Raw genomic sequence first — 11,995 nt, 5'->3', positions numbered from 1 at the left:
CTTCGTCTGCTGCTTAAGTTTGGTCAAAATCACTAACTATTAGTCAGATAGCTCACATAACTGCATCGCCGCGGCAATTCAGACCGTCAAACCGGGACCAAGCCACAAATAAATCCGGGCTAGAGCATGTACTCTAAGGTCTGACCTGTCTATACTGCTGACTTTTTACATTCAACAGGGTATGTATATATGATTAGAAAAACCGCCGTCTCCGTAGCCGTACTTTCCGCTCTTATCAGTCTGTCGGCGCAGGCTGAAGGTTATAAATTATTCGAACAATCGGTCAGCAGCATGGGTAATGCCTATGCCGGCCGTGGCGCCCAGGTTACCGATGCTTCCCTGGTGTACTCTAACCCTGCGGCTTTAACCCAACTGGACGGCGCGCAGTTGTCCGGTGGTTTAAACCTGATCAGCGCTAAAACCAATTACCGCAACGCAACAGCACAAAGTGCTAACGGCCAGTCTGTAGTTGGTCGCAGCGAAGGCGCAAATAGTTTGAACGAACTGGTGCCTTTTGTGTTTTACAGCGACAAGATGTCAGAACAATTAAGTTGGGGTATCGGTTTTTATGTCCCTTTTGGTTTGTCATCTGATTACGACGACGACTTTGTCGGCCACTATTTTGCCGATGAAACCGCTATTCAAGTGCTTAGCCTGCAACCGGCTATCGGCTATAAACTGAATGAGCAATGGTCTGTCGGCGCCGGTATTTCAATCAACCGAGCTGAAGGCACCTTGTCAAAGTTCAAAGATCACAGCGGCTTATGTGAACTGGGCGAAGCCACTACCAATGCTATGTTTGGTGGTATGCCGGTATACAACGACGCTTACTGCAACAGCCACTACGAAGTTGAAGGTGACGATATTGCCTTTGGTTATACCTTAGGCATTCACGGCGAACCGGTTAAAGGTACGCGCGTGGCATTAACCTGGCACTCGGCGGTGCGTTACACGCTAAAAGGCGATTCCGTTATTACCAATACACCCATTACCGGTGCCAATGTTGCAGGCAACCCAAACTTTGCTGTGGTAGCCCCTAACCGGCCGGCAATTGATTTACGCACCGGCAAGCTGGCCGCAAATAACCGTTTGGTTGAAGGTAGCCAATTAGATTTAACCACTCCGGCCAGCGCCGCCTTTAGCCTGGACCAACAGCTAACAGAGGCGCTATCAGTACAATTCAGCGCTGCCTGGACGCAGTGGAGCGAGTTTCAAAGCATTGATATTGTCAGCAATGATGCCAACCCAAGCATTTCTTTAAATACCCAATTACCACCCAACCTGAACAGTGAGGGTTATATTGGTTATATTCCGGAATACTGGCAAAACAGCTGGTCTTTTGCACTGGGTGCCACTTATGTTTATCAACCGGAGCTGACGCTTAAAGCCGGTGTAGCCTATGACGAGAACCCGATTGAGCAAAGCCATAAAACCGCCCGTATCCCTACGAATGACCGTGTCTGGTTAACAGTTGGTGCTAACTGGCAGTTAGGCGATAAGCTAAGCCTGGACTTCGCCTACGGCTACTTGTTTACCGGCGATGTATCGGTTGATGAGCGCGAGTACAATGTGCAGAACGAGCGGCTGTACAACAGCGGTTATCAGGGCGATTACAGCAATAAAGGCCAGCTGTTTGCGGTTCAGGCTAATTACAGCTTCTAAGTAAATCGAATTAACGCCTCGTGAGAACCGGGTTACCCTAAACCAACCGTTGCAGGCCAGGATGGCCGAATCGAGCCCCCAAGGATGGGTTCACGGCGTGTTGGTGTGGGCAAACCGGTTCGTGAGTTTCTACTAACTTACCGGTATTGTTTTAGTTGTTCTTAATTTACCAGCTTTAACTTATAACCTGACGGTGCTGAGGCATCCTGTTCAGCCAGCAAGGTATAGTGCTCACCCGGCGTTAACATCATGCTGTCAGTTTTATCCAGTAAGGTGGTGCTGCCGTTTTCAGCCACATGCACCAGTGCTATAGCATAGTAATCTTTAGCCAGGCTGATGTACTGCTGCTGTTTAAACTTCAGATTCTTAATGTGGTTTTTAGCATTGGCGATAGTTTCGTTCTGGCGCACAAAATACACCTGCAACTGCTCAAAATCCGTTACCAGGTTAGCTACGCTGACATCATGCTGTTTTACCTGCGGCACGTCTTTTTCTGTAATGCTCAGTGCTTCGGTGTTGGCATCAGCATCAGCGTACAGGAGTACGGTTTTGCTCTCGCCGGCCGCCAGGCTAAGCAGCGCACTGTTTAATAACAACGCATCGGCGCCATCCCGTGCCGACAAACTGTAGTCACCTTTTTCGCCGTCGATATAGCTGCTTAATTCGCCGGCTGCCAGAGTGGCTACCGCGCTGTTATCCAATGCCACTTCTACCGGCTGGTTCAGGCTGTTGTAAACACGAAACTGGGCACTGGCATCAACATGGTTATACGCCTCCACACTGGATGAATTAAGCACTAAATCCAGTGACAGCTGCTGCGCTAACGGGCCATGCTTATCACGTACAATCAATACATAGGTATTTTCATAGGCAAAGTTAACCGCTTCAGCGACAAACAGCGGTGTAGTGGCACCGGCTAACGTCAGGTAAATATTAAATTTACCGGTATCTTTGGTTACAACGGTGCTGATTTCATGCCGGCTTAATGAGTCAACTAATTCCGCATCGCTAAAGGGTTTATTTTCTGGGGCAAAATGCACATCTAACTGCGGATACTCATCAGATAAATTCACCAGATACAGGTTAAATTTATCTTCCAGTTCCTGCTCACGCTTAAAGCTGAGGTTTAAATAATCGTACTGTTCATCGGTCTGCGTCAGGATTAGCAGCGTTTTATCGCCTTTGGTCAACGTCACATCATCGCTTAACAGCTCGTCTGTAGTGGCAACATCGGTCAGCTCTACGGTATAGGTATCCGGCTTAAACGCACTAAGCGTACTGACATCGCCAAAAGTGGCTGTACCGGCATTGGTATCACCGGCTTTCAGTAACGTATTGGCCGATACGGCGGCGCCGTTGTAAAACTGAATGTAACTGTCTGCCGTAGCGTCGTTACTGCTACTGCCGCCACAGCCGGCCAGGCCTGACAAGGTCGCTACGGCCAGCAATGATACTAAATAAACTGATTTCATATATGCCTTTTCCTGAGGATGGTGTAATTCCGGCTCAGGGTAAGGATTTACCTTGCAGAACACCATGGCGCTTTACTATTAAAAACAGTTGGTTACGCTTAATTACAAAAGCCATTATTTTGCATACTACACCGGCATACCCGACCGCCGGTTAAGGCGGTAAACAACAGCGCAGACCGATTCAGTTACGCTACAGTTTCTGCTACACTCTGCGCGCCTTTTCTCAGCCTCAGAAGAAGTGAAGATGACTCTTGCAACTCAGGTTCTGGCGGTCAATGACGACTTGCCAATTCGTACAGATTTACCGGTCCACTCCGGCAAAGTGCGCAGCGTATACTGGTTAACCGCAGCAGACAGCGCCAGGCTTATCCGCGAGAAAAACTACCCGGTCGCTGCCGATACGCCGCTGGCGATTATGGTAATCAGTGATCGCATCTCGGCCTTTGACTGCATTTGGCATGGTGAAAACGGCTTAAACGGCGTGCCTGGCAAGGGAGCGGCGTTAAATGCAATTTCCAACCATTGGTTCTCATTGTTTAAACAACATGGGTTGGCCGACAGCCATATTCTGGATATCCCACACCCGCTGGTATGGATAGTACAAAAAGCCAGGCCGGTAAAAATTGAAGCCATCGCCCGCCAGTACATTACCGGCTCGATGTGGCGTGCTTACAGCAAAGGTGAGCGTGAATTTTGCGGCATCACCTTGCCTGAAGGCCTGCAAAAAGATCAAAAACTGCCACAGATTTTAATTACGCCTTCTACCAAAGGTATTCTGAGCGGATTAGACGGCGTACCGGAAGCAGATGATGTCAATATTTCCCGTGCTGATATCGAACGTCACAGCGCTGCCTTTGGCTTTGAACAAGCATCCGATATCGACTTATACGAAAAGCTGTTGAAACAGGGCTTTGGCGTAATAAGCGATGCCCTGGCCAAACTGGACCAGATATTTGTTGATACCAAATTTGAGTTTGGCTACGTTAAAGATGCCACAGGCAATAGCAAACTGATTTATATGGATGAAGTCGGGACGCCGGACAGCTCACGTATTTGGGATGGCGCCGGCTGGCGTAACGGCAACATTATAGAACAATCAAAAGAAGGCTTCCGCCAGTGGCTGCTAAACAACTTCCCCGAGCCGGATATTCTGCTGAATAAAGACCGTATGCCCGAGCGCGAAGCACTGGCACGTGATAATGCCCTGCCCACACAAGTGATGCTGGATATCTCCCGCACTTACCTCGGTATAGCCGAAAAAGTAATTGGCAAGAAGATTGAGCTGTCGGCCAACCCGAAAGCAGAAATTATTGCCGTGCTGGATAAGCACTACGGCCTGATTGTTTAGTACAAACCTACCCTTCGACAATAAAAAACCCTGATTTCAGGGTTTTTTATTGTCGCAAAGATATCTTACATATAATCCACACTATTGTTGTCGGTAGCCTAGTATAAAACCATGTGCCTACCAACTCGCTCAGTAGAGTCGTTAAAGTTTACAGCGAAACGTTTTTGGCATGCATATTGTGGTTATTTATATCCACCGTCCCTCACAGTAAATTTTAATGAGAATATTTTATGTCTTTAAAAAACAATTTGAGCGTAATGTTGGTCGCCACCATTGGTCTTTATGGTTGTAATGATAACTATGATGAAAATAATATTGAAGAGCCGCAGATATCATATACGATAACAGCCTTGGCAGGGGCTGGCGGTGAAGTAACACCTGAGTCCGGCCTGGTGATATCAGGCCAGCAAGCAACAGTCACTATAACAGCAGACACTGGTTATGCGATAGCAGCAGTGACTGGTTGTGGCGGTAGCCTTTCCGGTGACACTTACACCACTGCAGCTGTTACTGAAGACTGTATTGTCACTGCCACTTTTTCGCCGCCGGTTATGGTTACCAGCGTAGCCAGCGTGGGTGGCAGTATTACCCCTGCAACCCAAACTCTGGCGCCCGGCAGTACCGCAACCCTCACTGTAACTGCAGACTCTGGCTATAATATCGGCTCTGTCGCCGGGTGCGGCGGAACGCTATCCGGCAACAGTTATACTACGGCAGCACTCAGCGCAAATTGCGCAGTTACCGCCAGTTTCTCACTTGAGGCGGCTGTTGCGCCTGCCGTTACCGTAACCAGCACTGCAGGTGCAGGTGGTACAATAAGCCCTGCATCACAAACCTTAGATCAAGGCGATACAGCAAGCCTTACTGTTACTGCCAATGCAGGATTTACTATCGATAGTGTCAGCGGTTGTGGCGGTTCATTAGCCGGAGCAAATTACACCACTACCGAACTGTTTACCAACTGTGCAGTCTCTGCTACGTTTCGGGCGCTATACACTGTTACCGGCGCTGCCGGAGTTGGCGGCAGTATTAATCCTGCAACGCAAAATGTTGCTGAGGGCGATACGGCAATACTTACTGTTACGCCAGACAGTGGCTACTATGTTAATTCAATAAGCGGCTGTGACGGCACGTTAGACTTGGGAACAAACTATACATCCGCAGCAGTCATTGCGAATTGTGCCGTTAATGTCACTTTTGCCGAACGTACTACTGTTTTTGCCGGCGGGAGCCAAAGCTGCGTAATTCTGGCAGATGGTAACGCCAAGTGTTGGGGTCAAAACTCAAGTGGCCAGCTTGGGGTGTTAAGCTTTTCACTTACAGCAAAAGGTGATGAGATTGGCGAAAGCCCTGTTACCAATACCACTATAGATTTACCTGACCCGGGTCTTACCATTAATGATATATCGGTTGGTTCTCAGCATGCCTGCGCTATATTAAATGACCGCAATCTTTATTGTTGGGGTGAGGGCCAAAATGGCCAGACCGGTTTGGGTATCAACTCAGACCGTAAAGCAATGACAAGCGCAATTAACTTTGACAGTGAACCGGTAGCTGAAGTGTCGGTCAACGGACAGCACAGCTGCGCCCGGCTTGAGAACAACGAAGTATACTGTTGGGGTTTAAATAGTTCAGGAGAATTGGGCACCGGCGATTTTAGTACATTGTATATCCCCTCCGGCAATGTTGTATTAGCAGATACGCCGGTTCAAATAGCAACCGGTGCTGCACACTCTTGTGCCCGGCTGATCAATAACACAGTGTATTGCTGGGGTGATAACAGCTCAGGTCAGCTCGGCGACAACAACGGCGGTGTCGACTCACCAACACCAAGCCAGATAACGTTACCGGTAGGTACAGTTCTGGACATAGACTCAGGCGGCCTGTTCGGTTGTATGATTATCGATACCAATGTGTATTGCTGGGGTGAAAACGGCTCAGGTCAACTGGGCAACAACGATGGTACTAATACTGATTTAGACGTGCTCTCTTTTGCATTGAATTTAGGCGGCGCTATACCGGTTAAACTTGCTCTGGGTGGTGAACATGCTTGTGTATTGACTTCAGTTGGCACAGTGTATTGTTGGGGCGAAAGCGATGCAGGACAAACCGGCCAGAATGATGTTACAGATGACCTGGCTCCCCTTTTACTTAACTTTGGTGCTTACACCGTAACTGACATTGATGCCGGCAACGATCATACCTGTGTAAGGCTGCTACCGGATGATGCGTTGGACACCAGCCGGCCAATTCGCTGCTGGGGCGAAGGCGGCGTAGGCCAATTGGGATTGGAAAACCCAAGTGACATCGGCGACGACGAAGTTATTGATAACGATGCATTCAATTTGAACTTTTAAAGCCGCAGATGTTTAGCCATTTTACTAAAAAGCCCCGCATTGCTCTGCGGGGCTTTTATTATGCGCTATACCGCTATTTTGTTATCCGATTACAAGACTTTAGTCATAAAGTACTTGGCACCGCCGGCAAAAGGGTAATCTTGTTGTACCCACTCCACCTGATAACCGTGGCGCTGATAAAACGGTTTAGCCTGAAAATCCAGCGTGTCCAGTACCACAAAACGACAGCCTCGCGCCCGGGCGATAGCTTCCGCCTCTGCCAGCATAGCACTGCCGGTACCTCTGCCGCGCTCAGCCTCTGTCAGCCAGAACGACTCTAAATAAAACCAGTTGCCAAAAGTACGCCCGGCCAATGCCGCCACCAGTTCACCGGCAGCATTTAACTGCTTAAGCCCAAGAGCCTGCCGCTTACTTGCATCCCAATGCAGCGCATTAAACTCCGCTATTTTTTGTTTTGCCTGTTCGGCAAATTCGGCACTGTTGTCGCTGATAAAATTGCTCATGGCTATCTGATTTAATCTGCAATGATTTGCGGCATAGCATAACAGCAAGTACAGTTATATCTCTCAACTGCATTGGTTTAATCGTCATTGTTTTTTAATGCCATAAATCCAATCCAGCCCCTGAATTGCAGTAGTTGGAAATGCCGTGGCATGACTGGCGCTGGGCACCACTGAGAATCGCAAGTCAATATTACCGCTGTCCAGTGCCAGAATTTTATCTGTTAACTGTTTAGCCCCGGCCAGCATATCCTGGCCTTCGCCGTAAGCCGGTGTCTCGTATTCCCCAACAGAGATATACACCCTGGTAGCAGCCTTGGGTTTAACCACCGACGCCGCCAGAATCTTATTGTTATCAAACCACACTGACGGGCTGCCAAGTATGTAGTTGGTAAACAGCGCTGGCTCAGTAAATAAAATATAAGCGCCGAATAAGCCACCTAAAGAGTTGCCGACAAAAGTGCGGTTGGTGTTGCTGGCACGGTAGTTTTGCTCAACAAATGGAAATACTGTGTCACGGATAAAGGCCATATGGCCGCTGGCATTGCCGGTTTCCTGCCGCCAGGCTTTGGCCTTTGACGGTGTGTAATCGCGAATTCTGCTGCCGGCACCTTCAGAGCCTTGCTCATACGATACGGCAACAATAATTGCCTGCTGCATAACGCCGCTGTTCATCGGAAATCGTGTCGCGCCGCTTACCAGCGGGAAGCTGTAATGCGCATCAGTAAGATAAATTACCGGATACACTTTATCCGGCTGTTTGGCATAAGAAGCGGGCAGTTGAATAAACAGCGGGTAAACACGACCGCTGGATTGCTCTTTAAGCTCAATAACGGCACTGCGCGGTATTTCGTAAGCGGTATTGGCATTAACTTCAATGCAAAATAACAGCAGAACCACCGGTAATAATAACAATTTCATTTGCTTAACCATATGTGTAACGGCAATTTTTGACGCAGTCTTGCGCCGTAAAATACATATTACTGATGATACTTACGGATCACCGCAACTTTACCATTCTCCATTTCCAGTACCTCCATCATAATCTGGCTGTAAGAAATGGCTTGCTTATGCTGCGGGTGAATACCTTTGGCACTGTTACTGTAGCGAATGGCGATGGCCGACTGGTTAAAGGTAAACACATCCAGCAGTTCTGCGTTATGTTCGGTGTGGGCGCCCAAATAAAACGTCATGCCTTTGCGCATCGCCTGTTTGCCATCAGGCTGGCGCGAATCGTCGGTAACATAAGGTAAATGCGAATGGCCGATATCATCGGTTAAAAGTGCCAGATAGTTTTCCAGATCCTGTTCTGTCGCATCAGGCGCCTGAGTCGCCACCATCGCCTTAAAGTACTGCTGCGCAAAAGCATTTAAGTCTATTTCTGTCTCAGTTTCTGCTGTTACAGATAGGGATAACGACATAACAACCGTATAAGCGGCAAGTAACTTATTTTTCATAGCAAACTCCATTTCTGCTTATTCAAGCGTTTGGTTTATAAAGGCTTACGCTGGCTATGCATTCTGTAATGCCATATGCAGCAGCGGGTAAGGCTTGCCCTGGCCATCGGTTGGCGAGCGCCCGGTTACTGCAAATCCTATACGCTGGTAAAACCCCAACGCCTGCGGGTTTTGCTCATTCACGTCCACTTTTGTCGCGCCCTGCGCGGTAATAGCATGAGCTGCCAGCAAGGTGCCAATCCCCAGCATCCAAGATCCGTACTTTTCATACTTCATCGTCAGCAAGAAACATCGAGCCTATTGATGTAGATATCGCCTTAGTAAGCAATTCACGCATTCGCTTACCCATTTGTGGTGACATTTCAATAAAGTTATCGTCATCAATTTTTAGAACAATCATCCCGCGCGAATTATTAAAAATAGTTAACTCTTCAGATTCAATTTCTGGACCTCTAGAATAGTAATTAACCATGACAGGGAGGTCTTCTTGCATATGATCAGACTCGTGCTCCGCTGCATCCAGAATCCATGAAGCCACCAGCCCCGCTTGTTCCTTCGATATAGTGATTATGGGATCTGGTTCATTCATGTCGTTGAACTCCTGCTTGATCAAAATATCTTGGCTAGCATTTGTTGATACTTCGATGTGATACATTGTTTTTCTCATTGTGCAGAGTTCCAATATAATAGATATGCCTGACAACTTGTTTTAAAGCTCTAAATCCGTGAGCTACGAGATTTAGATCCCGCAAGTTCCAAAATTGAATCCAGTCTATGCTGCTATATAAATGTAAATCAAGCATTTTTAACTTGTATCAGCTTTTGTTGCTATACCTTATTTTCTGTTGAGGCAGACAATCAAGAATGGTACTTTTGTCGCGTAAAAGATGCTGTAGCTCCCGAACCCAAACAGAACTATATGTGACATCCCGTTTGGCCACTGGCACTAAGGACAGTTAATGACAAATCGCACCGGCTGGAAGCTATTCTTTATTCTTACTCTGATTTACCTGCTACTCGGCGCTTTCAGCTTTGTACAAGCAACACAACAACCGGTCGCTATGAATAGCGCCGAGATCCTTGGTTGGTTGTTGATGCTGGCTTTTGCCGCACTCACGGCAACCGCCGGTTATGGCTATGCCTGGCGCAAAATTATCGGCTTCGGCAAATTTTGGTATCTATTGTTAGCAGTTGCACTTGCCGCTGTAGCTTACGAAGGCGTGCAGCTTTACCAAGCTACAGATACCGACAACAGCGAAAAGCTCTTTGTCGCAATTATTGGCATCGTGTATTTCGGCTTTTTCAGCCGCCTGATGCTGAACTACGCCGCTGAAGATAAATAAGCTGCACTCAGGCTCTGCTTCAGCCCGGCAATAAGTTAACGGTCAACACTGTTGTCTTGCTCCAGCAAGATAAGCATTTCTTTTGCTACCAGCGCGGCTGATGGCAGAAACATGGTTGAAACAAGGCGCTGATCAATAATTACATCATGCTTGTCAGCAATATTGTCTTTGTTGATTATAACGGCGCCATTTTTGCGCAACTGTGCTTCAACCAAAAATGGCAGCAATGCTCCCTGCTTCGCCCAGCTCTTTTCTTTCTCTGTCGAGTCCGGAAAACCGGCCACGCGCTTACCCTGCACCAAAAATTTTCCGTTACTCAGTTTTACATTGGCAAAAGCGCCGGCTCCGTGGCCACTGCTGCCGATTACTCCGCCGTTCTGATAAATACCCGCCATAATATCCAACAGCGGCTGATTGGCCGCAACATCGAACAAGGTGCCATAGCCGCCACCGATATAAACAGCGGCGTAGTCTGCAATGTTAACCTGCGCCGGAGCCAGTGAACTGTTAGCCCTGGTTAAAAACCCCTCATATTTTATCGTATAGCTACTGATCCCCAGCGGGTCCATCATAAAGGGTACAGCGCCTCCGGCAGGAGAAGCAAAGTCAACACTGTAGCCATGGGAAACAAAGATATGATACGGCGGTGCGTATTCCCACAGGTTGTTCCTGGCATCGTGCTTATCCGGGTCGCCCATATGCTCAAGGTTTGAAGCAATAATCATAATTTTCCCGGCATCATTGGTATCAGCCTGAACAAAAAACACCGTAAATATCAGACCCAGCGCCAAAAGCAGATTTTTCATGTTCATTCCCTTACAAGGACAAAGGCCGCATTCGCAGCCTTTGGTTAATGGATAGATTACCGCTTCAGAGCAACTTACAACTTATCCAGCTCTACATCACCGCTTACGGTGCTTAGCTCTACACTGCCGTCACCGCTACCTAAGGTGAATTGCAGGCTGCGGGCCGGGCCGTATTTGGCTTTAGTGGCTTTGTCGTTGCTGAGTTTGTTATCAATGCTGCCGCCGGCTGAGGCTTTAATATCAAACCGGGCGTTAACATTAGTGTCCAGCTTCAGCTCGATATCACCGCTTACGCTGCTGCCACTGATGCGCGGGCTAACTGAATTGGCCAGCTCAGCATCAATTTCGCCGTTTACTGTGCTCAGCTTAAGACGCTGTGTGCCGCTCATTTTCAGCTTAGCGTCACCGTTTACTGTGCTGACACTGATTTCTTCTGCACTGGTTCTGGCTTCAATTTTGCCGTTTACTACACTGTAGTCCAGCCGACCGGTTGAACCAACATCAGTAATTTCACCGTTTACCGAACTCAGTTCAATTTGGCCGCTGTTGTCTTTGCTGCCTATTTCGCCGTTCACGGTATTTAACTGCACCAGTGTTGACAGGTTAGCCGCAGCAATTTTGCCATTCACGGTGCTTATTTTACTGCCGCCGCTAATGCCGCTCAGGCTGACGTCGCTATTTACACCTTTAAACTCCAGGGTGCTACCGATGGGCACTTCGACACGTAAATCAGCGCCGTTGGATTTCTCATTACCTCGGTAATTGACCTGGCGTGGCATGGTCATTTCAAACCGGGTAAAGCCGTCTTTTGAATCCAGTGTATAGCCGGTGGCCTTTTCATCCAGTTTACCAACGATTTTGAACTGGTTGCCGTCAACGGCTTTAATGGTTACTTCGCCGCTCATTACTTCAAGGTAAATTTTCTCGTTTGCCGTTACGCTGCGGCTTTCATCGACAGTTTCGCGCGCATCGGCCCATGCCAATTGGCTGACAGCCAGTAGTACTAATCCTGCCAGGCCGGTAAACCGGGTTTGGGTTGCTGTTTGCATG

General features: G+C 48.1%; 12 protein-coding genes. 4 read left to right on the top strand and 8 right to left on the bottom strand.

Annotated elements, in window-relative coordinates; translation table 11 throughout:
• Positions 1-189: 189 nt before the first annotated feature.
• On the top strand, positions 190-1,662 hold the full coding sequence (locus tag HRH59_RS02460) for an OmpP1/FadL family transporter (protein WP_173499686.1): 1,473 nt from the start codon (positions 190-192) through the stop codon (positions 1,660-1,662).
• Positions 1,663-1,823: 161 nt separating this feature from the next.
• On the opposite strand, the gene HRH59_RS02455 is transcribed toward HRH59_RS02460, so the two are convergent.
• Positions 1,824-3,134, bottom strand: coding sequence for a DUF4397 domain-containing protein (locus HRH59_RS02455; protein WP_173499685.1), 1,311 nt, complete (start codon positions 3,132-3,134; stop codon positions 1,824-1,826).
• A 244-nt stretch (positions 3,135-3,378) separates the two neighbouring features.
• Here HRH59_RS02455 and HRH59_RS02450 point away from each other — a divergent pair, with 244 nt between their 5' ends.
• Both HRH59_RS02450 and HRH59_RS02445 read left to right on the top strand, forming a co-directional pair.
• Positions 3,379-4,482, top strand: coding sequence for a phosphoribosylaminoimidazolesuccinocarboxamide synthase (locus HRH59_RS02450; RefSeq protein WP_173499684.1), 1,104 nt, complete (start codon positions 3,379-3,381; stop codon positions 4,480-4,482).
• Positions 4,483-4,712: 230 nt separating this feature from the next.
• A complete protein-coding gene (locus HRH59_RS02445) occupies positions 4,713-6,839 on the top strand; it encodes an InlB B-repeat-containing protein (RefSeq protein WP_173499683.1) in 2,127 nt (708 codons plus the stop codon).
• Positions 6,840-6,928: 89 nt separating this feature from the next.
• On the opposite strand, the gene HRH59_RS02440 is transcribed toward HRH59_RS02445, so the two are convergent.
• From HRH59_RS02440 to HRH59_RS02420, 5 genes are all read right to left on the bottom strand, one after another.
• A complete protein-coding gene (locus tag HRH59_RS02440; protein ID WP_173499682.1) occupies positions 6,929-7,342 on the bottom strand; it encodes a GNAT family N-acetyltransferase in 414 nt (137 codons plus the stop codon).
• An 84-nt stretch (positions 7,343-7,426) separates the two neighbouring features.
• Positions 7,427-8,260 carry an alpha/beta hydrolase gene (locus HRH59_RS02435; RefSeq protein WP_173499681.1) on the bottom strand — a complete coding sequence of 278 codons (834 nt, stop codon included), beginning with the start codon at positions 8,258-8,260 and terminating at the stop codon, positions 7,427-7,429.
• A 59-nt stretch (positions 8,261-8,319) separates the two neighbouring features.
• On the bottom strand, positions 8,320-8,796 hold the full coding sequence (locus HRH59_RS02430; protein ID WP_173499680.1) for a nuclear transport factor 2 family protein: 477 nt from the start codon (positions 8,794-8,796) through the stop codon (positions 8,320-8,322).
• Positions 8,797-8,850: 54 nt separating this feature from the next.
• Complete coding sequence (locus HRH59_RS02425; protein WP_231702376.1) at positions 8,851-9,045, bottom strand: GNAT family N-acetyltransferase; 195 nt, start codon at positions 9,043-9,045, stop codon at positions 8,851-8,853.
• 16 nt (positions 9,046-9,061) lie between these two features.
• Positions 9,062-9,451 (bottom strand): hypothetical protein, encoded by a 390-nt coding sequence (locus HRH59_RS02420; protein ID WP_173499678.1) that lies wholly within the window; start codon positions 9,449-9,451, stop codon positions 9,062-9,064.
• A gap of 304 nt (positions 9,452-9,755) precedes the next feature.
• Here HRH59_RS02420 and HRH59_RS02415 point away from each other — a divergent pair, with 304 nt between their 5' ends.
• Positions 9,756-10,139 (top strand): hypothetical protein, encoded by a 384-nt coding sequence (locus HRH59_RS02415; RefSeq protein ID WP_173499677.1) that lies wholly within the window; start codon positions 9,756-9,758, stop codon positions 10,137-10,139.
• A 35-nt stretch (positions 10,140-10,174) separates the two neighbouring features.
• Here the strand turns inward: HRH59_RS02415 and HRH59_RS02410 are convergent, their stop codons facing one another.
• Together HRH59_RS02410 and HRH59_RS02405 are read right to left on the bottom strand one after the other, a co-directional pair.
• Positions 10,175-10,945, bottom strand: coding sequence for a type 1 glutamine amidotransferase domain-containing protein (locus HRH59_RS02410; protein ID WP_173499676.1), 771 nt, complete (start codon positions 10,943-10,945; stop codon positions 10,175-10,177).
• 74 nt (positions 10,946-11,019) lie between these two features.
• Positions 11,020-11,994 carry a DUF4097 family beta strand repeat-containing protein gene (locus HRH59_RS02405; RefSeq protein ID WP_173499675.1) on the bottom strand — a complete coding sequence of 325 codons (975 nt, stop codon included), beginning with the start codon at positions 11,992-11,994 and terminating at the stop codon, positions 11,020-11,022.
• Position 11,995: the final 1 nt, after the last annotated feature.

This window comes from Rheinheimera lutimaris (genome assembly GCF_013283795.1).
Taxonomy (GTDB): domain Bacteria; phylum Pseudomonadota; class Gammaproteobacteria; order Enterobacterales; family Alteromonadaceae; genus Alishewanella; species Alishewanella lutimaris.
This window is presented reverse-complemented; position numbering and strand designations above follow the sequence as displayed.